Annotated in this window: 21 protein-coding genes; 7 read left to right on the top strand and 14 right to left on the bottom strand. The window is 73.2% G+C overall.

From position 1 onward, the window contains the following. Positions 1-108: 108 nt before the first annotated feature. On the bottom strand, positions 109-639 hold the full coding sequence (locus tag ACIQMJ_RS18650) for a CGNR zinc finger domain-containing protein (RefSeq protein ID WP_499762214.1): 531 nt from the start codon (positions 637-639) through the stop codon (positions 109-111). 39 nt (positions 640-678) lie between these two features. Between ACIQMJ_RS18650 and ACIQMJ_RS18645 the strand changes: the two genes are divergently transcribed. Then, positions 679-1611: an EamA family transporter gene (locus ACIQMJ_RS18645; protein ID WP_499762213.1), complete on the top strand. Its 933-nt coding sequence runs from the start codon at positions 679-681 to the stop codon at positions 1609-1611. On the opposite strand, the gene ACIQMJ_RS18640 is transcribed toward ACIQMJ_RS18645, so the two are convergent. The 4 genes from ACIQMJ_RS18640 to ACIQMJ_RS18625 all read right to left on the bottom strand — a co-directional run bounded on the left by ACIQMJ_RS18640 (position 1608) and on the right by ACIQMJ_RS18625 (position 5146). Continuing rightward, positions 1608-1808, bottom strand: coding sequence for a hypothetical protein (locus tag ACIQMJ_RS18640; protein ID WP_499762212.1), 201 nt, complete (start codon positions 1806-1808; stop codon positions 1608-1610). The two genes, ACIQMJ_RS18645 and ACIQMJ_RS18640, sit on opposite strands and share 4 nt — an antisense overlap. A gap of 424 nt (positions 1809-2232) precedes the next feature. After that, positions 2233-3216 (bottom strand): hypothetical protein, encoded by a 984-nt coding sequence (locus ACIQMJ_RS18635; RefSeq protein ID WP_499762211.1) that lies wholly within the window; start codon positions 3214-3216, stop codon positions 2233-2235. A gap of 172 nt (positions 3217-3388) precedes the next feature. Beyond that, entirely contained in the window at positions 3389-3760 is a 372-nt protein-coding gene (locus tag ACIQMJ_RS18630; protein WP_499762210.1) for an RNA-binding S4 domain-containing protein, read from the bottom strand. Positions 3761-3787: 27 nt separating this feature from the next. Continuing rightward, complete coding sequence (locus tag ACIQMJ_RS18625; protein WP_499762209.1) at positions 3788-5146, bottom strand: alpha/beta fold hydrolase; 1359 nt, start codon at positions 5144-5146, stop codon at positions 3788-3790. An 89-nt stretch (positions 5147-5235) separates the two neighbouring features. On the opposite strand from ACIQMJ_RS18625, the gene ACIQMJ_RS18620 reads away from it, so the two are divergent. After that, on the top strand, positions 5236-6267 hold the full coding sequence (locus tag ACIQMJ_RS18620; RefSeq protein ID WP_499762208.1) for a sensor histidine kinase: 1032 nt from the start codon (positions 5236-5238) through the stop codon (positions 6265-6267). After that, a complete protein-coding gene (locus tag ACIQMJ_RS18615) occupies positions 6264-6896 on the top strand; it encodes a response regulator (RefSeq protein WP_499762207.1) in 633 nt (210 codons plus the stop codon). The genes ACIQMJ_RS18620 and ACIQMJ_RS18615 overlap by 4 nt, the downstream gene beginning before the upstream one ends. A 47-nt stretch (positions 6897-6943) precedes the next feature. On the opposite strand, the gene ACIQMJ_RS18610 is transcribed toward ACIQMJ_RS18615, so the two are convergent. After that, positions 6944-8134: a serine hydrolase domain-containing protein gene (locus ACIQMJ_RS18610; RefSeq protein ID WP_499762206.1), complete on the bottom strand. Its 1191-nt coding sequence runs from the start codon at positions 8132-8134 to the stop codon at positions 6944-6946. 135 nt (positions 8135-8269) lie between these two features. On the opposite strand from ACIQMJ_RS18610, the gene ACIQMJ_RS18605 reads away from it, so the two are divergent. Continuing rightward, on the top strand, positions 8270-9376 hold the full coding sequence (locus ACIQMJ_RS18605) for a sensor histidine kinase (RefSeq protein WP_499762205.1): 1107 nt from the start codon (positions 8270-8272) through the stop codon (positions 9374-9376). Then, entirely contained in the window at positions 9373-10056 is a 684-nt protein-coding gene (locus ACIQMJ_RS18600) for a response regulator (protein WP_499762204.1), read from the top strand. The genes ACIQMJ_RS18605 and ACIQMJ_RS18600 overlap by 4 nt, the downstream gene beginning before the upstream one ends. On the opposite strand, the gene ACIQMJ_RS18595 is transcribed toward ACIQMJ_RS18600, so the two are convergent. Genes ACIQMJ_RS18595 through ACIQMJ_RS18585 form a run of 3 tightly spaced genes read right to left on the bottom strand, consistent with a single transcriptional unit; the run spans position 10019 to position 13200 of the window. Next, a complete protein-coding gene (locus ACIQMJ_RS18595) occupies positions 10019-11173 on the bottom strand; it encodes a glycosyltransferase (protein ID WP_499762203.1) in 1155 nt (384 codons plus the stop codon). The genes ACIQMJ_RS18600 and ACIQMJ_RS18595 overlap by 38 nt on opposite strands. Positions 11174-11182: 9 nt before the next feature. Further along, positions 11183-12811: a SulP family inorganic anion transporter gene (locus tag ACIQMJ_RS18590; RefSeq protein WP_499762466.1), complete on the bottom strand. Its 1629-nt coding sequence runs from the start codon at positions 12809-12811 to the stop codon at positions 11183-11185. Positions 12812-12858: 47 nt separating this feature from the next. Beyond that, on the bottom strand, positions 12859-13200 hold the full coding sequence (locus ACIQMJ_RS18585; RefSeq protein WP_499762202.1) for an ArsR/SmtB family transcription factor: 342 nt from the start codon (positions 13198-13200) through the stop codon (positions 12859-12861). Positions 13201-13328: 128 nt separating this feature from the next. On the opposite strand from ACIQMJ_RS18585, the gene ACIQMJ_RS18580 reads away from it, so the two are divergent. Further along, positions 13329-13703 carry a hypothetical protein gene (locus ACIQMJ_RS18580; protein ID WP_499762201.1) on the top strand — a complete coding sequence of 125 codons (375 nt, stop codon included), beginning with the start codon at positions 13329-13331 and terminating at the stop codon, positions 13701-13703. Positions 13704-13730: 27 nt separating this feature from the next. Here ACIQMJ_RS18580 and ACIQMJ_RS18575 read toward each other — a convergent pair whose 3' ends face one another. The 5 genes from ACIQMJ_RS18575 to ACIQMJ_RS18555 form a co-directional block, all read right to left on the bottom strand. Next, on the bottom strand, positions 13731-15134 hold the full coding sequence (locus ACIQMJ_RS18575; protein ID WP_499762200.1) for a sensor histidine kinase: 1404 nt from the start codon (positions 15132-15134) through the stop codon (positions 13731-13733). Beyond that, positions 15131-15817 (bottom strand): response regulator transcription factor, encoded by a 687-nt coding sequence (locus ACIQMJ_RS18570; protein WP_499762199.1) that lies wholly within the window; start codon positions 15815-15817, stop codon positions 15131-15133. Before ACIQMJ_RS18570 ends, ACIQMJ_RS18575 begins: the two co-directional genes overlap by 4 nt. Before the next feature lie 80 nt (positions 15818-15897). Further along, complete coding sequence (locus ACIQMJ_RS18565; protein WP_499762198.1) at positions 15898-18600, bottom strand: exo-rhamnogalacturonan lyase family protein; 2703 nt, start codon at positions 18598-18600, stop codon at positions 15898-15900. Next, positions 18600-21671 carry a glycoside hydrolase family 2 TIM barrel-domain containing protein gene (locus ACIQMJ_RS18560; protein WP_499762197.1) on the bottom strand — a complete coding sequence of 1024 codons (3072 nt, stop codon included), beginning with the start codon at positions 21669-21671 and terminating at the stop codon, positions 18600-18602. Before ACIQMJ_RS18560 ends, ACIQMJ_RS18565 begins: the two co-directional genes overlap by 1 nt. Positions 21672-21939: 268 nt before the next feature. Further along, positions 21940-22968: a LacI family DNA-binding transcriptional regulator gene (locus ACIQMJ_RS18555; RefSeq protein ID WP_499762196.1), complete on the bottom strand. Its 1029-nt coding sequence runs from the start codon at positions 22966-22968 to the stop codon at positions 21940-21942. Positions 22969-23351: 383 nt separating this feature from the next. On the opposite strand from ACIQMJ_RS18555, the gene ACIQMJ_RS18550 reads away from it, so the two are divergent. After that, the gene (locus tag ACIQMJ_RS18550; RefSeq protein ID WP_499762195.1) at positions 23352-24662 is read left to right on the top strand and encodes an ABC transporter substrate-binding protein; all 1311 of its coding nucleotides are present in this window, start codon (positions 23352-23354) and stop codon (positions 24660-24662) included. Positions 24663-24670: the final 8 nt, after the last annotated feature.

Below are 24670 nucleotides of genomic sequence, written 5' to 3'. Positions count from 1 at the left end.
ACCGGGACTGAGGGAATGGTAATCATTATCAGTCAGGTCGCGTGGCCACCAATCGGGTGATGTGGCTCACTGGGGTCGACTGGCGCTCCCTTCGTCGGCGAGGCGGGGTCAGCCCTTGCGGGCGCGGTAGGCCGCGACGGCGATCCGGTTGCCGCACGCCGTGCTGCAGTAGCGGCGCGAGCGGTTGCGGGACAGGTCGAGCACGAGCCCGCCGCACGTGTCGTCCGCGCACACCGACAGGCGGCTCAGCTCGTCGGCGCGAATCACGTCGACCATCGCCATCGCCGTCTCCACCTCGATCCGGTCGGCCAGCGGCGCGGCGGGGTCGGTGGCGTGCAGGTGGTAGTCGAAGCCGTCGTGCCGCACCAGTCGCGGCACGGCCCGGTGGCGGGCCAGCACGTCGTTGACGATCGCCACGGCGGTGTCGCGGTCACTGGTCAGCAGCCGGCGCAGCGGGGCGCGCAGCGCTCGGACGGCCGCCAGCTCGGCCTCGTCGTGGGTGCGCGAGCCGGTGTAGCCGTGCTCGGCGAAGAACGCGTCGAGCCGGTCCCGGTCGGTCAGCGTGTCCGGCTCCTCGGCCGAGTTCACCAGGGCGACCGCGGCGACCAGCGACGCCGTCGTGTCATGGGTGAAAACCATGTTGACAGATTACCGGCCCGGTCCATAGCGTCATGAGCCATGGCGACGATGACGCATGACACGCAGGTGGGCGGGCAGCTGCGGGCCGGGTTGGGCTTCGCGCTGCTGTCGGCGTCGTCCTTCGGGTTGTCCGGACCGCTGGCGCGCGGGCTGATGGACGCGGGTTGGTCGTCGGCGGCCGCGGTGGCGGCACGGGTGCTGCTGGCCGCCGCCGTGCTGGCCCCGATCGCGGCCGTCGCGCTGCGCGGCCGGTGGCGCCTGCTGCGCCGCACCGCGCCGCTGATCACGGCCTACGGGCTGGTCGCGGTCGCGGGCTGCCAGCTCGCGTTCTTCAACGCCGTCGCGCACATGGAGGTCGGCGTCGCCCTGCTGGTCGAGTACACCGCGCCGGTGGCCGTGGTCGGCTGGCTGTGGCTGCGGCACGGCCAGCGGCCGACCCGGCTGACCGTGCTCGGCGCCGGGCTGGGCCTGCTCGGGCTGCTGCTGGTGCTCGACGTCGTGTCCGGCGCGCGGGTCAGCGCCGTCGGCGTGCTGTGGGCGTTGGCCGCGATGGTGGGCGCGGCGGTGTACTTCGTGCTCAACGCGCGTGACGCGGACGGGCTGCCGGGCGTCGTGCTGGCGGCGGGCGGGCTGCTGGTGGGCGGTGTCGTGCTGGTGCTCGCGGGCGCGGTCGGGGTCGTCCCGTTCGCGGTGTCGGCCGGACCGGTGGCGTTCGTCGGGTTCACCGCGGCGTGGTGGGTGCCGCTGCTCGCGCTGGGCGTGGTGACGGCGGCCCTGGCCTACGTCGCCGGCATCGCCGCGACCAGGCGGCTGGGCTCGCGGCTGGCGTCGTTCGTCGCGCTGACCGAGGTGGTGATGGCGCTGGTGTTCGCGTGGCTGCTGCTCGGCGAGGCGCCCGGTCCGGTCCAACTGGCCGGCGGCGCGCTGATCCTCGGCGGCGTGGTGGCCGTGAAGCTGGGCGAGCCGCGCTAGGCGGGCGCGCCGATCGGCAGGTTCGCCGGTTCGCCCGCCACGAGCGTGACGCTGCTCGCGCGCAGCTTGTCGGCCAGGCGCGCGGACCACTGGTCCTGGTGTGTGCCCAGCGCCACCTCCGCCGGCCGCAGCCGCTGGATGTCCGACGTGCCGGCGGGGGAGTAGATGTGGTTGGCGTCGCGCAGCAGGCGCTCCACGGTGCGGCCGGGGTCGAGCCCGTACGTTTCGAACCTTGTCGCATCTGCACGGGCTCCTACGCGCGGAAAGCGCTTGCCTCATGGGTCGTGGGCCAGGGGCATCACGATCATGGGCTGGTTCGAGCAGATCGGGGTGAACCCCGGTGATCCTTCGCAAGTGGACGGCACGGGGAGTCCGGCAACGAATCCGAGGAGGTTCAAGGCAGGGAGCAGCTTCCCTCAGGCCACGGCCGACCGGAACCCGTGCACGTGCCGGATGGACTCACCGATGTTCCTGGACACCGCCGCATCCTGAGGCGTGAGGCACAAAGCCGTTCTCCGGCCGCTCGCGCTGCACAGCTGCGGATGGCTGGGCGCTGTGCCGGTGGTGGTGCAGGCTTGCGATTCTGTTTGCGCCAGCGGGGTTTTCGTTCAAGGGTGCGGTTTATCCGGCGTTGGGTTGGTCGCGGTGGCGGGAGAGCAGAGTGGCGCGTTCGGTTCGGGCCCGGGTGATCCGCTCCGCTTGGTCGGGGTGGCCGGCCAGCAGGCGTTCGGCGTCGGTGAACTCGTGCCACGCCTCCGCGTCGGCCTCATCGGAGCCGAGAGCGGCCAAGGCGATCCCGCGCCACAACCGCAACACACCCACCACCGGCGCGTCCGGCACCCGCGGTTCGATGACGGCCAACTGCCGGTCCAAGCAAGGCAGCGCGTCGTTCGCCCCCTCCCTCCTCAACGCCACCTCACACCACCGATCCACGGCTTCGGCCGTCACCACCGCATCGGGCACGTGTCGCAGCAACAGATCGATGCTGCGCGCCAAGTGCACCTCCGCCTCCCCCGCCCGCCCGAGGTCGTCCAACGCCTGCCGCAGCACGTGGTGGCCGACCCCGGCGGCCAGGCCACCCGGCTCCACCCGCTCCGCCACCTCGACCGCCTCACGCGCGGCACGTTCGGCGGCACACGGTTCGCCGCGCAACCGGAGCGTCCGCGACAACTCCGTGAGCGTCCCGACCACCGCCTCACCGGTCCGGTCCGCGACCCGCTGGATCGCCAACGCGTCGGTGAACGCCCGGAGCGCCTCGTCCACCGCCCCTGTCTCCCGCAACGCGCACGCCCGGCAGCACAACACCGTGGCGCGCAGCGCACTACCGGGTTCGGTCAGCTCAAGAGCGCTCGTCAACGTCTCCAGCGCACGCTCGGCGTTACCGAGCTCCAAGTCCACCCGGCCATGACCGGCCAGCGCGTGCGCGAGCAGCGCCGCGACCTCGCGATCACCGGGGTCGAGCCCGCCCAGCTCGTACGCCGCCACCGCGTACAGGTCGGCGGCCTCGGGCAAGCGTCCCGCCAGCACCGCCGAGTCGCCCTCCCGCAGTCGCCAGCGGGCCAGGCCGACCCGCCCGTTGCGCTCGTCCCGCTGCTTGCGCGCCACCGCACCTCCCGACCGCGGCTGTGCGGGCCGCTCACGCGAGAACGCCGTCCTTTCCTTGATCGGCTGGATTTCATCCCCCGTTAGGTGGATGCCGCGCGATTCACCCGAACGGTCCAGGAGGGACGCGGGCCATCCGGCTGTGCGCGGGTCCGCCACGCGGACCCGCGCACGCTCACAACTGGCCGCCGCGGAACTTGTCGAGCACCCGACGTTCCCGCTTGGTGGGCCGACCCGCGCCGCGTTCCCGGCGCGCGACGGGCGCGGGGGCCTCGGTCGGCGGTGGCGGCGGCGGGGTCCGGTCGAGGAAGCAGCCGACCGCGTCCGCCGCGCCCACGCGTTTCTGGATCACCCGGACGACCTCCACGATCCGGGTCGTGTCACCCACTCGTGCACGCACCTCGTCACCGGGAGACACCGACGTGGCGGGCTTGGCCGGCTTGTCGTTGACGCGCACGTGCCCGCCCCGGCACGCCGCCGCGGCGTCGGATCGGGTCTTGGTCAGCCGGACCGCCCACAGCCAGCGGTCCACACGGGTGGACTCCACGTCGTACATCATGGCCTGTCGGCACGGTCACGGGCACGTGGCGTCGGCGGGCGGCAGACGGCGTTCGGTGACGTACGCGCTCACGTGCCCGATCACGCACGCGTTCATCATGCCCGCGAACAAGTTGTGACCGGGCCCGTCGTGGAAGATCGCGCGGCTGCCCGGGACCTGGTCCGTCACCCGCTTCGTCGCCGCGTGGTCCTGCAAGGTGCCCGCGCCCAGGAACGGCGGCAGCCCCACCGGCAGCGGCGCGGGCGGGTTGGTCGTCGGCGTCGGCCACCCGGTGCACGTCAGCGGCAGGTGCCAGGCCAGCGGGAACGACGCGCCGGTGTTCGGCGCGATCCGCCGCAGCCGCTCGACCGTGCGCTCGACCCGCGCGAAGTCCGAGTGCGGGAAGTCCAGGCACTCCTTCACCCCGCCGCCGGGCAGGCCGGGGTTCGGGTCACGGCCCGGCGCCGGCGCGAAACCGGACGCGTCACCCGCCTCGGCCGCCGTGATCGCCCGCACCACCTCCTCCCACTGCACCGGGCCGCGCCGCAGCTTGCCGAACGCGAGCGCCTGCAACTGCGTGCCGTCGTAGGCGGTGTTCGCCGACAGGGCCGGGACCGGCTCGACGTCGGCCCGCGCGACCAACGCCTGCCAGCGCCGCTCGACGTCCGGCCCGGCCCAGTCCAGGAACCGCCGCGCGAACGCCTCGTTGTCCCGGGCGATGGCGTCGAGCTCCCGGTCCCAGTCGCGGGTGCTGTGGTTGCCCGTGCCGTCGACGTAGACCGTGCGCACCCGGTGCGGGTACCGCCGCGCGTAGGTCTGCGCGATCACGCCGCCGTACGAGGTGCCGACGAAGTTCACCCGCCGCTCGCCCAGCGCGACCCGGATCGCCTCGACGTCACGGGCGTCGCCGCCGGAGTCCATGTGGTCGAACAGCTCGGGATCGGTGGCCCGGCACCGCTCGCCGCGGGCGCGGTTGTCGGCGACGAGCCGGTCGAACCCGGCCTGGTCGGCGGGGAAGCGGGGCGTGCGCAGCAACGACCAGTCGCACGCCAGCGCGGGCCGGCTCAGGCCGGGGTAGCCGCGCGGGTCCCACGTGACGACGTCCATCGACTCGCGCACGCGGTCGAAGATGTGCGGCCGGGACCGCAGCAGCGCGATCTGGTCACCTTGCGGGCCGCCGAAGTTGACCAGCACCGAACCCCGGCGCGGACCGGTCGCGGGCAGGCGGGCCAGCTTGAGCGTGATGGTCCGGGACGAGGTCACGGGCACGGGCAGGTCGGCGCACTCGGCGGCGACCGCGCTGTCGCCGGGACAGGGTTGCCAGTCGAGCGCCCGGTGTGGCTGGTCGACGTGCGGTGGCACGACGAGCAGCAGGGGGAGCAGGAGTTTGATCACCCGGCCACGCTAGGAAGACCGGGCGGTCGGGCGCTGTTCGCGATCGTCGTCGGGCTTGTCCACTGAAGTGGATGGCTAGGGTGGCGGCCATGGGGAGGACTGCGCTGCTGCTCGCGGTGGTGGTGGCCGACACGGGGACGGCGTGGCTGAGCGGGGTCGGGGGACTGCCGGTGGTGGCGGCGGTGACGGCGGCGGTCCTGGTCCTGGCCGCACGGCGCCCGCTCGCGGCGTTCCCGGCGGCGGTGGCGATGGCGCTGGTGACCGGCGGTTCGCTGGCGCTGCTGGCGTGCACGAGCTACCTGACCGGACGACGCGTCGCGTCCCGCCGTGAGCTGACCCGGGTGGTCGCCGCCGCGGTCGCCTACCCGGCCCTGCTCCTGGTGCCGACGCAGCGGCTGGGCGCCGACCCGTGGCCCGCGCTGGCCCGGATGGCGCTGCTGGTGGCGTTGCCGCTGGTCGCGGGGGTGCACTTCGCCCGGCAGGCCGAGCTGGAGCGGACGCGGGAGCGGCTGCGCATCGCGGCGGACATGCACGACTCGCTCGGCCGGTGGCTCAGCCTGGTGTCGGTGCGGGCGGCGGCGCTGGAGGTGGCACCGCTGCCGGCCGACCAGCGCCCGGTGGTGCGCGACCTCGCCGACGCCGCCCGCACCGCCGTGGACGAGCTGCACGCCGTCGTGGCGGCGTTGCGCGACGAACCCGGCCTGGCCGGCGTGGACGAGCTGGTCGAGCAGTTCCGCCGGGCCGGTGTCGCGGTGACCGCGGAAACCTCCGGCGCGGTCCGACCGATCACGCGGGACGCGGGCCACGCCGCCTACCGGGTCGTGCAGGAAGGGCTGACCAACGCCGCGCGGCACGCGCCCGGCCGTCCGGTCGTGGTGTCGCTGGACTGGCAGCCCGACGCGCTGCTGGTCGGCGTGGCCAACCCGACCGGCGCGCCGACCAGGGCCACCGGCCTGACGGCTGGCGGCACCGGGCTGACCGCGGGGGGCACCGGCCTGACCGGTCTGGCCGGACGGGTCCGGGCGGCGGGCGGGCTGCTGCGCGTGCGCGCGGAGCCGGACGGGTTCCGCGTGGTCGCGATGCTGCCGGTGGCGCCGGACCGGGTGGGTGCCTCCGCGTGATCAAGGTGCTGATCGCCGACGACGAGCCGCTGATCACCGCGGGCATCCGGGCCGTGCTGGAGTCGGCGGACGACCTGGAGGTGGTCGCGGTGGCCGCGGACGGCCGCCAAGCCGTGGACGCTGCCCGCCGGCACCGCGTGGACGTGGCGCTGCTCGACCTCGCCATGCCCGTGCTGGACGGCCTGGCCGCCGCCGCCGCGATGAGCGGACCGCGGGTCGTGGTGCTGACCGCGTTCGGCGACGAGGCGAACGTGCGCCGGGCGTTGCGGCAGGGTGTCGACGGGTTCGTGCTGAAGAACTGCGCGCCGGACGAGCTGATCCGGGCCGTGCGGGCGGTGCACGCCGGTGAGGCGTACCTGTCGCCCGCCGTGACGCGGCGCGTGCTCGGCATGGTCGCGGTGGACGGGCGGGACGAGGCCGCGGCACGCCGGCTCGCCGCCCTCACGCCCCGCGAGTCCGACGTCGTCGCCCTGGTCGCCGAAGGGCTGTCGAACGCCGAGGTGGGCCGCCGCGTCCACATGAGCGAGGCCAGCGTCAAGACCTACGTGAGCCGCATCCTGGCCAAGCTGGGCTGCCGCAACCGGGTCGAGGCGGCCCTGCTGGTCCGGGACGCGGCCGGGCGGGCGTGACGCCGGCGGTGGGACGTCACCGAGGACGCCCCACCAACCGGGGAAGATCACTTCACGCCGCAGAGCGCGTGCTCGACGAGGTCCGCGGTGACCTCCCGGACCGGCTTGGGCGCGCCGGGCTCGGGCACCATCGAGTCGGTGTTGATCGACACCATCACGCTGCGCTTGCCGTCCGTCGTCACGCCGTTGCGGGTCCGGAAGCCCGGGATGTCGCCGCCGTGCGACCAGTAGCCGCCGCACGAGCTGGGGATGAACATGATCCCGAGACCGTACTCGGCGCCCGGCCAGCCGCCGTCCAGGTCGGGCGCGCGCACCGTCTTGGTCATCTCGGCGAGCTGCGCGGGCCGCAGCACCTTGCCGCCGAACAGCGCCTTGAGGAACTTGTTGCCGTCCTCGGTGGTGCTGATCATGTCACCGGCCGCGCCGCCCCACGACGGGTTGTAGTGCGTCACGTCGAGCGCCCGGCCGTAGCGCGGGTCGTTCGGGTCGGCCTCCAGGCCCTTCTCCGGGAACCGCTCGTAGGCCGTGGCGTGCGGGCGGGGCAGGAACGGCGACGTGCCGGGCAGGGTGGTGTCGCGCAGGCCGAGGGGCTCGACGACGCGGGTGCGCACCTGGTGCTGCCAGGTGGTGCCGGTGACGCGTTCGATGATCATCCCGGCCAGGATGTAGCCGGTGTTGGAGTAGCGCCACTGCTCGTTCGGGGCGAAGTCGGGCTTCTCCCGCATCGCCAGCGCCACGAGCTGCTCGGGCTGGTAGGTCCGGAACCGGACGTTCGGGAACTCCTCCTCCAGGAACAGCTCCGGCATCTTGCCGACGTAGTTGTGGAGGCCGCCGGTGTGCTGCAACAGGTTCCGCACGGTGATCTTCGAACCGTCGTTGCCGTTGCCCGCCACGACCCCGGGCAGCCACCGCTCGACGGTGTCCTCCAAGGACAGCCGGCCCTCGCCGACCAGTTGCAGCACGGTCGCCGCCACGAACGTCTTGGTGTAGCTGCCGATGCGGAACTTCGCCTGCCACGGCACGGGGCTCCGCCGGTCCACGTCGCCGTACCCGCTGCGCACCCGCACGTCGCCGCGAGGTGTGTCCACTTCGACCAGCACACCCGGCGCGCCCTGCGCGAGCAGCGCGTCGGCGTGCCGCTGAAGGGTCCTGGTGTCGGTGCGGTGCTCGGCGTGGGCCGTGCCCGCCGCGGTCAGGGTCAGCGCCGCGATCACCACGGTCGCACAAAGTCGTTTCATGTCACCGAACGGTAGACACGCGGAGTGCTCACGTCGTCGCCCTACGACGGCATTTCGCCCTACCCCCGTGGGGGTAGCGCGGAGTCCACCCACGGGGTGGCGACGGCTGACCGGTGACGCCACTACCTTGGGCTGGTGCTGGCGACCCTCAAGCCGATCCGGCTGGACCTGCTGCTCGCGGCGGTGCTGACCACGTTGACCGTGGCGACCGCGGTGAACCAGAGCGGTGCGCACAACTGGGTGGCGCACGTGCTGGCCGGGCTCACCGTCGTGCCGATCGCCCTGCGCCAGCTCGCGCCGGTGCTCACGATGGTGGTCATGCTGGGGGCGTTGGCGGCCTACAGCCTGGCGGAGTTCGGCGGTCTGCCCAGCGGGGGCGTCGGTGTGCTGATCGGCATGTTCACCGTGGCCACCCTGCGGTCCCGGCTCGTGGCCGCGGTCGTGTTCGCGGTGACGACGGTGGTCGTGGTCCTGGCGTTCCTGGGGGTCGCCGTGGTCGCCTGGTCGGAGGTGGCGCAGTCGGTGGTGGTCGTGGTGGGCGCCTGGATGCTCGGCGAGGGCACGCGGCGGTGGGCGCACCGGGCCGAGCGGCTGGCCGAGCAGGCCGCGCGGGCGGTCGCGGACGAGCGGGTGCGCATCGCGCGGGAGCTGCACGACATCGTCGCCCACCACATGTCGGTGATCTCGTTGCAGGCGGGCGTGGCGCAGTACGTGCTGGACACCGACCTGGCGACCGCGCGCCAGGCGATCACCACGGTCGGGGACACCAGCCGCGAGGCGTTGACCGAGATGCGGCGCCTGCTGGACGTGCTGCGGGTGGACCCGGACGACGACTACCGCCCTCAGCCGGGCCTGTCGGCGCTGGACGGGTTGGTCGAACGGGCCCGCGGCGCGGGGCTGCCGGTGGACGTGGTGGTCACCGGCGCGGCGCGCGAGCTCCAGCCGGGGCCGGACCTGTGCGCGTACCGGGTGGTGCAGGAGTCGTTGACCAACGTGCTCAAGCACGCCGGGCCGGCGCGGGCGCGGATCGAGGTCGAGTACGGCGAGCAGACCCTGGTGCTCAAGGTGACCGACGACGGCCGGGCGGCCCGACCGCGCGACCCGGACCACCAGGCGCACGGCATCCGCGGCATGCGGGAGCGCGCCGAGCTGTACGGGGGCGTGCTCACCGCCGGCCCGACCGCCGACGGCGGGTTCGGCGTGGTGCTGCGGCTGCCGATGAGCGAGGTGGCGGCGAGGTGACCATCCGCGTGCTCGTCGCCGACGACCAGGCGCTCATCCGCGCGGGCCTGGTCGCCCTGTTCACCGCCGCGCCGGGCTTCGAGGTGGTGGGCGAGGCCGCCGACGGCGAGCAGGCCGTGGCGGCCGCGGCGCGGACCTCGCCCGACGTGATCCTGATGGACATCCGCATGCCCGTGCTGGACGGCATCGGGGCCACCCGGGCGATCCTCGCCGCGCACCGGGACGAGCCGCCCCGGATCATCGTGCTGACCACGTTCGACCTGCCCGAGTACGTCTACACCGCGTTGGGCGAGGGCGCGTCCGGGTTCCTGGTCAAGGACACCCCGCCGGACCGGATCATCTCCGCCGTCCGCACCATCCACGCCGGGGACATCCTGGTCGCGCCGCACATCACGCACCGGCTGATCGAGACCTACGCCCAGCACCACCGGGCCACCGCGGTCGGCGCGACGCAGCTGGCGGCCCTGACCGCGCGGGAGACCGAGGTGCTGCGCCTGGTCGGCAACGGGCTGACCAACGGCCAGATCGCCCAACGCCTGGTGCTCAGCGAGGCGACGGTGAAGACGCACGTCAAGCGCACGATGGGCAAGCTCGGCCTGTCCAGCCGCGCGCAGGCCGTGGTGGTCGCCTACGAGACCGGGCTCATCGTGCCGACGGCCCACCGCGACCGGAGCGGGTAGCGGAGGCGGCGAGCCGCTCCAGCAGCGGCACCGCGCGGGCCGGCTCGGGCAGGTCGAGCATCTCCGCCCGCAGGCGTCGCGCCTCCTGCCGGTAGCCGGGGTCCGCCAGCACCTGCGCCACCGCCGTGCGCACGTCGTGCGGCGTGGCGGCGACGGGGTCCAGCGCCCGGCCGACACCCAGCCGCGCGCACTGCTCGGCGTTCTGCGGCTGGTCCGCGCCCAGGGGCAGCAGCACGCTCGGCAACCCGTGCGCCAACGCGCCCATCACGCTGCCCGACCCGCCGTGCGAGACGACCAGGTCGCAGTGCGGCAGCACGGAGTCCTGCGGCACGAAGCGCTCGACGCGCACACCGGGCCGTCGCGGGCCGAACGCCGCCGGGTCGACGTGCTCGCCGACGGTCGCGACCACGTCCACCCGCAGGTCGTCCAGCCCGGCCAGCACGCGGGAGAACAGGTCGCCCGACTCGGTGTTGAACTCCGTGCCCAGGGTGAAGTAGACGGTCGGCCGGTCGGACCGGCCCTCGGGACCGACCGGCGGCCGGATCGGGAACGCGGTGTCCGGCAGCGGGAACGCCGGATCGCGGAAGCTCGGCGGGAACGGCGAGACCACCAGGTGCCGGCGCAGCATCACCAGGTCGGGGTCGGGCGGCAGGCCGAGGCCGGCGCGCAGCTCGCCCAGCGCCTCGCCGATCACCTCGGGCCGCACGAACGCCCCGGAGGCGATCACCTGCGCGTTCGCGTAGGGCAGCCCCAGCTCCTCGGCCGCGAGCACGCTGCCGAAGTCGACCTCCTCGCACACCACCACATCCGGCCGCCACCGCGTGAACAGGTCCAGGTACAGCGGCACCCGCTCGGCCGCGCCGCGCCGCGCGAAACCGTCCCGCAGCTCCAGGGCGTCCCGCTCCCGGTCGGGCGCGAGCAGCGGACCGACCTGCGCCCGCTCGGCCCGTCCCGCACCCACCGGGACCGCGGTGAACCCGGCCGCCTCGACCGCCGCCCGCCGATCGGGCGCCGCCGCGACGGCCACGGTGTGCCCGGCCGCGACCACGGCCGACGCCAGCGGCACCAAGGGGCGGAAGTGGCCGATCCCGCCGATGAAGGTGAAGAGAACGCGCACCGGGCCAGCCTAGGGATCACCCGCCGGGGACGGCAGGAGGCCGCGCTCGGCCAGGTCCCGGCGCGCCGCCGCGATGGCTTCCGGTGTGGTGGCGAAGACGCGGCCCGCGCCGGTCAGGCGGGCGATCACGCCCAGCGCCTCCAACGGCCGGTGGTGCCCGTCGCGGATGCCCGAGACGTAGACCGCGATGCCGCGGTGCTCCAGCGCGTCGACGGTGTCCTTGAGCACCAGCGCGCCGCTGGCGTCGATGGTGGTGACCCGCGACATGCGCAGGACCAGCGCCGACAGGTCCGCGATGTGGGGCAGCTCCAGCAGGAACCGGTGCGCGGCGAAGATCAGCGGGCCGTCGATGCGGTAGGCGACGACGTGCTGCGCGAGCAGGGCCTGCTCCTCGTCGCTCGTCGCGGCGGGCAGGTCGTCGGCCAGGTCGACCCGGTCCAGCCGCGCCTGCCGGGCCATCGCCCGCAACGCCAGCGCGCCCGCCGCCACCAGGCCGAGCACCACCGCGTACACCAGGTCGAGCACGACGGTGGCGGTCGCGGTCAGGGCGAGCACGGCGGCGTCCGACCGGGTGGCCCGCGCCATCGCGACCAGGCCGCCCACCTCGACCATCCGGATCGCGGTGGCCAGCAGCACGCCGGCCAGCGCCGCCAGCGGGATCTTCCCGACCCACGGCGCGGCGGCGTAGACGATGACCGCCAGCAGCGCGGCGTGGGTCAGCGCGGCCAGCCGCGACCCGGCGCCGCTGCGGACGTTGACGGCGGTGCGGGCGATCGCGCCGGTCGCGGGCACGCCGCCGAACAGCGGCGCGGCGAGGTTGGCCAGCCCCTGCCCGAACAGCTCCCGGTCCGGGTCGTGACGCCGGCCCACCGTCATCCCGTCCGCCACCGACGCCGACAGCAGCGACTCCAGCGCGGCCAGCGCCGCCACGGCGACCGCCGACGGCAGCAGACCCGCCACGGCGGCCGGGTCGAGGAACGCCACCGACGGCGCCGGCAGGCCCGCGGGCAGCGGCCCGATCACCGCCACCGAGTCCCACCCGCACAGCGACACGACGAGCGTCGCCGCGATCACCGCCACGATCGAGAACGGCACGGTCGGTCGCCACCGCGCGCCGGCCAGCATCACCGCGGCCACCGCGAGGGCCACCCCGAGCGCCGGCCCGTTCGGCGTCACGGCGAAGTCGCGCACCGCCTCCCACGCGATCACCAGGACCCGCTCCTCGTCACCCGCGGGCACGCCCAGCGCGTTCGGCAGCTGCTGGAGGCCGATCACGCAGGCGATGCCGAGCGTGAAGCCCTCCACGACGGACGCGGGCACGTACCGCATGGCCCGGCCCGCCCGTGCGAAGGCGAGCACGACCAGCAGCAGGCCGGCGATCAGGCCCACGGTCAGCACACCGCTCGCGCCGTGGGCCGCCGCGATCGGCACCAGCACGACCGTCATCGCGCCGGTCGGCCCGGACACCTGGAGGTGCGAGCCGCCGAACACGGCCGCCAGCGCGCCCGCCACGACCGCGGTCGCCAACCCGGCCTGCGCGCCCAGCCCGGACGACACGCCGAACCCCAGCGCCAGCGGCAGCGCCACGACCGCGACGGTCAACCCGGCGAGCAGGTCCCGCCTGGGCTGGCGGCCCATCGCGGCCAGGTCGTCCCGGCGCGGCAGCACCGCGCGCAGCCGCGCTCTCACGACGACCCGGCTTCCGCGTCCCGCAGCTCGCCGAGCAGTTGGTGCTGCCCGGCCAGCATCTCGGTGAGGATCCGCCGGGCCGCGCGCATCAGCTCGGCCACGTCACCGCCGGCCAGCGCGTAGACCACGGTGGAGCCCTCGCGGGTCGCGGTCACGATGCCGGACCGGCGCAGCACGGCCAGGTGCTGCGACAGGTTCGGCGCCTCGACCTCGATCTGCGCCAGCAGGTCGCGCACCGGCAGCGGACCGTCCTGCACCAGCTCCAGCACCCGGATCCGCACCGGGTGGCCCAGCATCCGGAAGAACTCGGCCTTGGCCTGGTAAAGGGGAACGGGCACGGCACTCCTCACACGGGACGGACCCGTGTGACTCTAGAGATGAGAAATTGCGAAATTGCGCAACTGTGCTCCTCGTCTCTCCGGCGGCGATCGGCCCGACCCGGGGGCTCGGCGCTAGCATCCGCCCCGTGGACAAGATTCGGACCGGGTGCTGGTCGGTGATCGCGCTCGTGGTCGCGCAGGCGCTCGCCACGCTGCTGTCCGGCGACCCGGCCGAGATGCGGGTCGTCGGCGTGCTCTTCAACGCCGCCGCCGCGTTCTCCACCTACCTGGTGCTGCGCCGGCCCGACCGCAACCGCTGGCCCCTGGTCGCCTGGTCGGCCGGGTTCTTCGGCTGGCACGTGACCGGCCTGCTCACCCTCGCCGGCGTGGCGACCACCGGGCTGGACGCGGTGTTCACGGTCGGGAGCGACCCGCGGCTGTCGATCCTCTACCAGGCGGTGCTGACGACCCTCGCGGGTTTCGCCGTGCACCTGCTGCTGCCCAGGCCGAAGCAGACCTAGACGCGTCCAGGCCGTGTCGTCAGCCCGTCAGCCCGTCAGGACGGGCAGCGTCGCGGTCAGGCGGGCGCCGTCGTGCTCCGGCGCGTCGGACACGACGAGCTCACCGTGGTGCAGTTCGGCGATCCGCCGAGCGATGGGCAGGCCGAGGCCGGTGCCGCCGATGTCCCTGGTGCGGGCGTCGTCCAGGCGCGTGAAGCGCTCGAAGACGCGTTCGCGGTCCTCCGGCGGGATGCCCGGCCCGTCGTCCACGACGTCCAGCCACGCGACACCGCCGTGCGCGGCCAGCCGGACGCTCACCCGGCCGGTGGCGTGGCGCTCGGCGTTGTCCAGCAGGTTGCCGAGGAGCCTGGCCAGCAGCGCGCGGCTGCCGCGCACCGGCACGACGCCGTCGACGTCGACGGTCAGCGCGTGGTCGCCGCGGCGGCGGGCGGTCTCCGCGCGCACCAGCTCGGCCAGGTCGACCACGTCGTCGGAGGCCGGGGCGGGCGCGTGGTCGAGCCGGGCGAGCATCAGCAGGTCACCGGCGAGGTGGTGCAGGCGGTAGGTGTCCTGGAGCGCGCCGTCCACCACGGCGCGCCAGTCGGTCAGCTCCGGGTGGGCGTGCGCGATCTCCAGCTCGGCGCGCAGCGCGGCGATCGGGCCGCGCAGCTCGTGCGAGGCGTCGGCGACGAACCGCCGGTTCTCCTCCACCGCCGCCTGCAACCGGTCCAGCGTGGCGTTCACCGTGCCGGCCAGCCGGGCGATCTCGTGCCGCGTGCCGGGCACGGGCACGCGGCGGGCAAGGTCGTGCCCGGTGATGTCGGCGAGCTCCCGCCGGATGGCCTCCACCGGCCGCAGCACCCGGCCGGTGGCCGACCACACCACGAGCGCGAACAGGGCGGTGAGCAGCAGGGCTCCGCCGACCAGGGCCGACACCCGGAGGTTGAGCGTCGCCTGAGCCGCGACGAGACCGTCCCGCAGCGGCGCGGCGAGGCTCGCCACGGGTCGGCCCGGACCGGTCTCACCGGTGTCGAGCACCTGCCGGGTGGTGATGGTGAGCGGATCGGTGAACGGCCACAGCGACAGCTCCGGCACGTGCGCGACCGAGTTGTACCGGGCCTCCAGGAACACGACCCGGTCGGAGTCGGCCAGGCCCGGGACGGCGTGCTCCCCGATCGGCCGCGACGTGATCGCGACCTCGTGCTCCCCGCCCGCGCACTCCTCGCCCAGCGACACCGTGCCGGCGGTCCGGCGGGTCGCCGCGCCGCCTGCGTCGGTGGACAGCGAGCCGGCGAGGCAGATCACGGTGATCCTGGTCGGCGCGGTCTCGAACCGCATCGCCTGGTCGCGCAGGAACACCCCGGCCACGGCGGCGATCCCGAGCAGCGGCACGGCGACGACCGCCGTGGCCACCACCGTCACCGCGACCCGCAACGAGCGCCGCCCGCTCACGCGCGCACCTCGCCGTCACCGCGCACGCGGTACCCCACGCCGCGCACGGTCGTGATGCTCGCCTGCCCGAACGGCGCGTCGACCTTGCGCCGCAGGGCGGACACGTAGACCTCGACCAGGTTCGGGTCCGGGTCCTGCGCCGAACCCCACACCCCTTCGATGACCTCCACCTTGGTGACCACCCGGTCGCGGTGGCGCACCAGGAACTCCAGCACGGCGAACTCCTTGGCGGTCAACGGGATCGGCACGCCACGGCGGCGGCACACGCGCAGCGCCGGGTCCAGTTCGAGGTCTCCCGCGCGCAGCACGGCGGGCCGCGCCACGCCGCCGCGGCGGACGAGCGCGCGCAACCGGGCCACCAGCACCAGGTAGGAGAACGGCTTGGTCAGGTAGTCGTCCGCGCCCGTGTCCAACCCCTCGGCCTCGTCCAGCTCGCCGTCCTTCGCGGTGAGCATGAGGATCGGCGTCCACACCCCCGCGGCGCGCAGCCGCTCGCACACGCGGTACCCGTTGAGGGACGGCAGCATGACGTCGAGCACGACCACGTCGTAGGCGCGCCCGGCGGCCCGCCGCAGCCCGTCGCCGCCGTCGTGCTCGACGTCCACCGCGAACCCCTCGGCGGTGAGGCCGCGGCGGAGCAGCTCGGCCAATCGCCGGTCGTCCTCGACCACCAGAACCCGCATGGGCACAACTATGCCGTGACGCAGCGCGGTGCCGGCTGAAGTCGGCTTCAGGTTCCTTCAGGCGGGCTTCAGGCGGGCGTTCACCGGTCCACGCGCTGCGGCGGCAGCTTGTCGCCCACCAGGGCCAGGTTCTGGATGGCGGCCAGGCCGTACTGGGCGGACGCGTTGGTGGACACGAACGCCGCCTCGTCCACCGGGCGCAGGGCGTTCGGGCCCTCGACCCGGGTGGTGCGCCACGGCAGCCCGGGGCCGTACCCGTCCTGGCCCGCGAAGAACTCGTCCCAGGCCCGCTGCGCCAACGCGTCGTCCCCGGTCCGCGCCGCCGCGTACGCGGTCAGCCGGGAGTGCATCTGGCGGAAGCCGTTGTTCCACGAGCCGCCGACCTCGGCCTGCTGCTCCTCCCTGGTCGCGCCGTACAGCCGGCAGTACTGCAACCACGCCTTCTCGAAGCCGGGCTGGTCGTCCAGGATCGAGATCAGCTCGCTGCAGATCTCCACCAGCCCGAACACCGCCGACAGGTGCGACACGCTCACCTGCACCCGGTCGGTGGCGAACCGGCCCGCCTCCAGGTCGTACAACGCCTCCCCGGTGACGAACCCGTTCTTCAGCCTCCCGATGTCCTCGACCGTGCCCAGCAGCTTCCGCCGCGCGACCGGGGTGCCGCCGCGCTCCCACTCGGTCAGCCACGCCGCCGCCAACGCGCCCCAGTCCGTGCCGAGGCCGACCGCCAGCGCCTTGGGGTCCGGCGTGTACGGCTCGGTGCGGATCTTGCGCAGCGGGTCGAGCGCGACGAACGTGCGGTCCGCGTCCACCAGCTCGCGCAGCAGGTCGCCCACCCGCTCGTCGGCGGTGAGGAAGTAGTAGAAGCGCCGGTTCGCCGCCGTGCTGATCCGCAGCTGCTTGGCGCTGCACCCCCAGTGCAGCACGTTGTGCCGCGTGCCGAGGTCCTTCCACCGGCCGAGGTGGTAGACGTCGACCTCACCGGTGTGCCGGGTCATCGCCTCGGCCATCCGGAACACGTCCGCCCGCCCGCTGCGCAGGTAGGCGTACCAGAGCCACAGGTCCGTCGACAGCTCCGAGTTGTCCCACGCGTACCCGCCGATGTCGTACCGCCACTGGTGGCGGTCCGCGTCGTAGGTGTGCATCACGTCGCCGTAGTTCCAGAACCCGTACCAGCGGCGCTGCTCCACCTGGTCGCGGTGGTAGTCGAAGAGGAAGTCCAGCCGGTCCTCGATCGCCGCCCGCGCCGGCGTGGAGCGGTCCACCAACGACCAGTCGCCGAACACGCCCGCTCCCCGCAGGTGCTCCGGCGGCGCGACCAGCAGCGGCGGTGTCCGCACGGCCTGCGCCATGCCCGCCAGGCTCGCGTCGTCGGGCGTCGAGCCGAGGGCCCAGAACGTCAGCTCGCTCGTGCGCGCCACCCCGTACGCGGTGCCGAAACCGGGTTCGTAGTCCTCGTAGGTGATCTGGAGGCCCTCGAGCTGCTCCGCGAACGTGTCCATGCCCAGGCCGTCGTGGTAGAAGCGCAGGTCCATCGGCCGCGCGTCGGGCGACCACAGCCACACCGTCACCTCGGCCTTGTCGGTCGCCGCGCCGCGGACGTCGAGCTGGGTGGGGTGCAGCTGCCAGAAGTCGCGCAGCCCGAACGCCAGGCCGCCGCTCGCGCCGCCGACGTAGCTGAAGCCGGCCGCCCGCCGTCCCGCGTCCACGTCCACCCACGTGTGGCCGGGCTTGGTGCGCTTGCGGATCGTGAAGCCGTCCGCGGTGAGCTGGCTGAGGCTGTAGTCGCCCCACGTCGGGATCAGGTGCAGCCGGCTGCTCACCCGGCTGTCCCAAGTGGACACCGGTGGCAGCTTGCGGCCCGCCACCTGGTCGGCGCGCACCGCCGGGCCGGGGTCGCGGCGCAGGCCGGTGATGCCGCGCACGGCCTCGCGCAGCAACCCGCCCTCCTCGCCGCCGAACCGGATGTGCCGGTCGTGCGGCTCGTCGCGCATCGGCACCTCGAACCGGACGCCCAGCCCGCGCAGGTGGTCGTTCTCGGTGCCGTCCCACACGAACGTGTGCGTCATCCGGATGCTGTCCGCGCCCGCGAAGAAGTACAGCCGCACGGTGAAGGGCAGCCACTCGCGCCGCTTCGCCCAGTGCACGCCGTCGATCCGCAGCACGGCCCGCACCGGCCCGCTCTGCTCCACGATGACGTTGCGCACGGCGCTGACGAACTTCTCCCGCTTCGCGCCGCCGGTGTCCTCGTCGTCGTCGTGGTCCTGGCGCAGGCACACCAGGTGCCCGCGTTGCACGACCGGCTGCCCACCGCGGGTGATCCGCTCGACCAGGTCCCCGCCGCTCTTGCGCACGGTCGCCTCGATCACGCCGGTGCGGACGACGACGTGCTCCGGCCCGTCCTCCACGGTGACGGCCTGCGCGGGCGGCTGCGCCGGGCCGGGTTCCAGCCGGTACCCCTCGGCGGCGGTCGGTCCGCTGATCGCGTGCGCGCTCCACTTCAGCGAGCCGTCCGGCCAGACGCCGGTGGCCCAGGTCTGCACCGGAACCTGCTCGCCCGTGCTCGTGACCAGCGAGAACGTCTGATCCCCGGGGAACTCGCCGCGCGGCCACGGCACACCCCACGTGGTGCCGGCGTGCGTGGTGGGCGTGCCGCCTTCGAGCCAGGACAGGGCGGCGGTCCGCCGGGGCGGTTCGGCGGCTCGGGCCTGGCCCGTGCCGAACGGGAGCGCGTAGGCCGCGGCCACGCCACCGAGGAAAGTCCGACGGTTCACCTTCGCCATCACGAGCCCCCGTTCACGTGCAGTTCGGCGATGCCGAGGAACCCGGTCGACGTGCCGGGCGCGCGGCTGGTCAGGGTGAGCCGGACCCGCGTCGTGGTCACCGGGTCGAACGCGACGCGGCCCGTGGCGTCGGCCCACTCGACCCGGGCGTTCCCCACCGGGGCCCACGCCGAGCCGTCCCAGTGCTCGACCCGGATCGAGGCGGGGAGCTGGTGCGAGGCGTCCACGGCGAAGGAGGCCGTCACCCCGTCGACTGCGCGTGCCCGCGGCCACCCCACCGACACCCACTCGCTCGCGTGCGCGGACGACACGGCCGGCAGCACCTGGGTCGCCTGCTTGGCGTAGGCGTTCGACCAGCGGGTGGCCGGGTCGCCGTCCACCATGGCGGCCGGCACGGTGCTCGCCCGGCCGCTGTAGCTCGCGTCCGCCACCGACATATCCTGGGCCGGCGCCGGTTGCAGGGTGGGCGTCAAGCCGCCCGGTCCCCGGGGCCCGCGCGGGATGGCGAGCACGGACGTGCGACCGGACCTCAGGCCGGGTGAGGTGGCCTCGACCCGGATGGCGCCGCCGCGCGCGTCGGACTGCACGATCGCCAGCACCTTGCCGCGGAACGCGGTCATCCCGTTGGACTGGTACGGCTCCACGCTCTCCGGCCGCCCGTTGTCCACGCCCACCAGCCGGCCGCCGGTGACGGAGAACGTCACCCGGTTCGCCGCACCGGGCACGACCACGCCGTTGCGGTCGACCACGTCGGCGGTGACGTAGGTCAGGGACCGGCCGTCGGCCGTCACGACCCTGCGGTCCGGCGTCAGCTCCACCCCCTCCGCCGCGCCCGCGGTGCGCACGGTGTCCCGTGCGACCTCCCGGCCGTCCCGGCGGGCCACCGCCACCAGCTCACCCGGCTCGAACGGCACGGTCCACGTCAGGTGCAGCTTGCCCGCGCTGCCGTTGGGGCTGGTGTAGCTGCCCGGGAACGGACCGGTGGTGACGTTCTTGTCGTCACCGGTCGGCTCGGTGGTCTCCAGGTACTCCTTGCCGTACGTCGTCTTCTTGCGGTCGAACTGCCGCACGCCCAGCGACTCGCCGTTGAGGAACAGCTCGACCGCGTCCACGTTCGCGTACGCCCACACCTGCACCGGCTCGCCCACCTCGTGGCCGGTCCAGTCCATCGGCACGAGGTGCACCATCGGGTCGGTCGTCCACTGGCTCTTGAACAGGTAGTACAGGTCCTTCGGGAACCCCGCGGTGTCCATCGCGCCGAAGTGGGACGTGCGCACCGGGAACACCCCGTCGTACGGAGTCGGCTCGCCGATGTAGTCCATGCCCGCCCACAGGAACTGGCCGAGGAAGAACTCGCGGTCCCGGTCCTTCTTCAACCCGTACTCGCCGCTCAGCGTCCACGAGGCCATGTTGTTGTCGTAGGAGGACACCTCGCGCCGGCCGGGCGTGTGGTTCTCGCCCGTGTTGACCAGCGACGGGTCCTGGTACGCGCCGCGGGTGGACGTCGAGGACGACGACTCCGACTCGAAGATGAACTTGTCCGGGTACTTGGCGTGCAGCGCGTCCACCGCGCCGGCCGTGTTGTAGTTCAACCCCAGGCCGTCCAGGGCGTTGAGGATCCGGTCCGGGCCCGAGCCGGTGGCGGGCACGCGGCGGTAGGCGTCCGAGCCGAACACCACCGGCCGGCTGGTGTCGATCGAGCGGATGTCGGCGGCCAGGCGCTGGGCGGTGTCCGGGCCGAACGGCACGGAGTGGAAGTCCGGGATCTCGTTGCCGACCGACCACAGCACGACGGCGGGGGAGTTCTTCGCCGCGTGCACCATCTCCTTGATGTCCGCGCTGCTGTTGGCCTCGAAGAACCGGCCGTAGTCGTACGGGAGCTTGGGTCGTCGCCAGGTGTCGAACGCCTCCACCATCATCACGATGCCCAGCTCTTCGCAGAGCTCGACCTGTTCGGGTGACGGCGGGTTGTGCGAGGTGCGGAAGGCGTTGACGCCCATGCCCTTCATCAGCTTGAACTGGCGTGCCAGCGCGTCGCGGTTGACCGCGGAGCCGAGCGCGCCCTGGTCGTGGTGCAGGTCGACGCCCTGGATCTTGTGGTGCTCGCCGTTGACGAAGAAGCCCTCGTCCGCGTCGAACCGGACCCAGCGGAAGCCGAACCGGGTGCTGGTGGCGTCCACCCGACGGCCGGCGACCGTCACCTCCGTCTCCAGGGTGTAGAGGTGCGGGTTCGCCATGGACCACAGGGTCGGGTCCGGGACGCGGATGTCGGATTCGACGGTCGAGCCGGTCACCGGGGTGTGGTGGCGTGCCACGATGCGCCCGTCGGCGTCCTTGATGCGGTACCGGACGGCGACGTCCTCGGCGGCGCGGTCGTTGACCACGTCGGTGCGGACGTGGGCGGTGGCGTAGTGCGACGACACCTCGTGCTCGACGTTCGGCGTGGTCACGAACGTGCCGTGCCGGGCGACGTGCACCCGGTCGGTGACGACGAGGTCGACGTGCCGGTTGATGCCGCTGCCGGAGTACCAGCGGCTGCTCGGCAGCTTGTTGCGCACCTTGACCGCGACGACGTTCGGCGTGCGGCCGTCCCTGTGGGCCGCCGCGAGGTCGACCGCGAAGCCCGTGTAGCCGTACGGGTGGGCGGTGACGAGCGTGCCGTTGAGGTAGACCTCGGAGTCCATGTAGACGCCGTTGAACTCCAGCGAGACCTTCTTGCCCGCGGTGTCGCGGGGCAGCGTGAACGCCTTGCGGTACCAGCCGAGGCCGCCGGGGAACCAGCCCGTGCCGCTGCCGGCGGCGGGCGTCATCGGCTGCTCGATCGACCAGTCGTGCGGCAGGTTGAGGGTGCGCCAGGACGAGTCGTCGAAGGCCGGTTCGTCGGCGTCGGCGTACGCCGGTTCGTCGTCGCCGGTCGTGTTGGCCAGCGCGAACTTCCACGACCCGTCGAAGTTCTCGCTGCGGACGTGGTGTGCCACCGGCTCGCTCGCCGCCGCCGGGCTGATCGCCGATCCCGACCCGACGAGCAGCGCGGCGACCGCCGCTGCGAGCAAACGCCTGCGTCTGTCCACCTGGACCCCGGTTCTACGCGTCGTGAACCAACAACACCGAGCAGAGAAGTGCGCAGAGCAACAGAACGACACAGGATGCTGCCCGCCCTCGCCGACGGGTGTCAACCCTTCGGGAAAGCGCTTTCTTCACGCGTCCGCCCGACCCGGGCGTTGAACTCGGGGTACCTGGGCGTTCGACTCTCGGGACCTGAGCGTTCGACTCTCGCGTGAGTCCTACGTTCGGGACGCGCGTGTCGAACGCTCAGGACGGGTGAGTTGACCGTTCGGGTCAGGTGCGGTCGGCGCGCCCCAGGGTGCTCTGGCGGGCGATCAGGCGGTGGCCGGCGCGGACTTCGACACCGGGCAGCGGCTCGGTGCTGCCGATGCGCGCGAGCAGCCGCTCCACCGCCGTGGTCGCTATGGTCACCTTGTCCGGCGAGATCGTGCTGATCGTCGGGTTGGAGTAGCGGCCGTCCTCGATGTCGTCGTACCCGATGAGCGCGATGTCCTCGGGCACGCGCAGCCCGCGGGCCAGCACCTCGTGCAACGCGCCGAGCGCGACCAGGTCGCTGTAGCAGAACACGGCGTCCGGCGGGTCGTCCCGGTCGAGCAGCAGCCGCATCGCGCCCGACCCGTCGGCCCGGTTGAACCGCGGCGTGCTGATGATCAACGACTCGTCCACCGGCAGCCCGGCCTCGGCGTGCGCCTGCCGGTAGCCCAGCGTGCGCAGCTGCGCGGCCTCGCCGGTCGGGTACGGCTGGTCGCCGATCGCCGCGATCCGCCGCCGACCCAGGCCGATCAGGTGCGCGGTCGCCTCCCGCGACGCCGCCACGTCGTCGATCCCGACGTGGTCGAACGTGCCGTTCGACGACCGCTCGCCGAGCACGACCAGCGGCAACGTCGGGTCGCCGTCGTCCAGGTCCTCCTGCGCCAGCCCGAGCGGGCTGAAGATCATGCCGTCGAACAGCAGCGCCCGCGCACCGCGCCGGATCAGCTCCCGCTCGTGCGCCGGGTCCCCGTCGGTCTGGTCGATCAGCACGTTGTAGCCGCGCTCGCGCGCCCTCGGGATGATCGCCTGGAGCAGCTCGGCGAAGTACGGCGTGTCCAGGTAGGGCACGACCACCGCGATCTGCCCGGACCGGCCGTTGGCGAGGTTGCGGGCCAGCACGTTGGGCCGGTAGCCCAGCTCCTCGATCGCCCGCTCCACCTTCTCGCGGGTCCGCTCGGTGACCCTGGCGTAGCCGTTGACCACGTTCGAGACCGTCCGCGCGGACACGCCCGCGAGCTCGGCTACATCACGCAGCGTGGCGTCGCGCATCGTTCTCCTCCGTCGGACCGGCGCGGCGGCCCCACCGCTACAGCGCTGCAAAAGAGTGTGCACGGCGACCCTCGCCGCGACAAGCCCCGACCCGCCGGCGGGTCGTCACCGCCGTAAATCTCGTTTGGATTAACTTCAGATGAGGTCTTGCAGCGCGGCAAAACGCCGTCCATAGTGCTTTGCAGCGCAGCAAGACCGGTGCCACGGCGGCAGACACTCCTCGGTCCACCGGGACCCGCCGGCCGTGGTGCGACACCCGGACCCGACCTCACGGCACCAGATCGCGCCTCGCGGGGTCGCCGCTTACCTTGTACGTCTCGTTCACGCACCGTGATCGCGGTCGTGGCATGCCCTGATGCAGGCCACGACGGAAAGGCGCACCCATGCTCGGCACCACCTGGTTGGCGAAACTCCGAGGGGGGCTCGCCGCCTGCGGCCTGCTCGCCGTGGCCGCGTGCGGCGGCGCGGGCGGCGACGACGGACCCGTGACGGTGTCCGTCTGGGCCTGGTACCCGGAGTTCAAGGGGGTGGTCGAGGCGTTCAACGCCTCCCACCCCGACATCAAGGTCGAGTGGACCAACGTCGGCACCGGACCGGACCAGTACGCCAAGCTCAAGACCGCGTTCACCGCCGGCAAGGGCGCGCCGGACGTGGCGATGGTGGAGTTCCAGCAGATCCCGACGTTCATCATCCTCGACGCCCTGGTGGACATGGGTGAGCACGGCGCCAACGAGGACAAGGACCTCTACGCCGAGTGGGCCTGGAAGCAGGCCACGGACGGCGAGAAGGTCTACGCGATCCCGGTCGACGGCGGCCCGATGGCGCTCATGTACCGCAAGGACCTGTTCGACCAGCACGGCATCCCGGTGCCGACCACGTGGGCCGAGTACGGCGAGGCGGCCGTGAAGATCAAGGCCGCCGACCCGAACGCGCACATCGCGAGCTTCGGCAGCGACGGCGGCTGGATCAACGGCCTGATGTGGCAGGCGGGCTGCCGCCCGTACGGCTACTCGCAGGCCACCGCCAAGGACCAGGTGAAGATCGACCTCACCGCGCCGGAGTGCCGGAAGGTGTTCGACTTCTACGGCGACCTGGTGGACAAGGGCCTGATGGCCAAGGACCCGTTCTTCACCGCCGACGCCACCGCCGCGCTCGACTCGGGCAAGTACTGGACGTGGGCCGCGGCCGGCTGGACGCCCGGCTACGTCGCGGGCTCGTTGAAGAACACCGCGGGCAAGTGGGCGGTCGCGCCGATGCCGCAGTGGACCGCGGGCGCCGACGAGCAGGGCGACTGGGGCGGCTCCACGTTCACCGTGACCAAGCAGGCCAAGAACCCGAAGGCGGCCACCACCGTGGCGCGCGAGCTGTTCGGCAAGTCCGAGGCGGCCTGGGACATCGGGTTGAACAAGGCGTTCCTCTACCCGCTGGTGAAGGACGTCGCGGCGGACCCGGCGTTCACCGGCAAGGCTTACGAGTTCTTCAACGGCCAGAAGGTGAACGAGATCTTCGTGCCGGTGTCGAACAAGCTGGGCGAGTTCCAGTACACGCCGTTCCAGGACTTCGTGTTCGGCGAGCTGAACGACCGCAGCGCCGAGGCGATGTCGGGCAGCAGGCCGTGGGGCACGGTGCTGGAGGAGACGCAGAAGAACGTGGTGGCGTACGCGGAGCAGCAGGGCTTCAAAGTCAGCCAGTAGCCCACCGG

This window comes from Actinosynnema sp. NPDC091369 (assembly GCF_044757065.1).
Classification (GTDB): Bacteria; Actinomycetota; Actinomycetes; order Mycobacteriales; family Pseudonocardiaceae; genus Actinosynnema.
This window is presented reverse-complemented; position numbering and strand designations above follow the sequence as displayed.

Coding starts and splice junctions, on each gene's coding strand:
- ACIQMJ_RS18650 (WP_499762214.1), bottom strand. CDS start 639: ATGGTTTTCACCCATGACACGACGGCGTCGCTGGTCGCCGCGGTCGCC.
- ACIQMJ_RS18645 (WP_499762213.1), top strand. CDS start 679: ATGGCGACGATGACGCATGACACGCAGGTGGGCGGGCAGCTGCGGGCC.
- ACIQMJ_RS18620 (WP_499762208.1), top strand. CDS start 5,236: ATGGGGAGGACTGCGCTGCTGCTCGCGGTGGTGGTGGCCGACACGGGG.
- ACIQMJ_RS18610 (WP_499762206.1), bottom strand. CDS start 8,134: ATGAAACGACTTTGTGCGACCGTGGTGATCGCGGCGCTGACCCTGACC.
- ACIQMJ_RS18590 (WP_499762466.1), bottom strand. CDS start 12,811: ATGGGCCGCCAGCCCAGGCGGGACCTGCTCGCCGGGTTGACCGTCGCG.
- ACIQMJ_RS18570 (WP_499762199.1), bottom strand. CDS start 15,817: ATGCGGGTTCTGGTGGTCGAGGACGACCGGCGATTGGCCGAGCTGCTC.
- ACIQMJ_RS18565 (WP_499762198.1), bottom strand. CDS start 18,600: ATGGCGAAGGTGAACCGTCGGACTTTCCTCGGTGGCGTGGCCGCGGCC.
- ACIQMJ_RS18555 (WP_499762196.1), bottom strand. CDS start 22,968: ATGCGCGACGCCACGCTGCGTGATGTAGCCGAGCTCGCGGGCGTGTCC.
- ACIQMJ_RS18550 (WP_499762195.1), top strand. CDS start 23,352: ATGCTCGGCACCACCTGGTTGGCGAAACTCCGAGGGGGGCTCGCCGCC.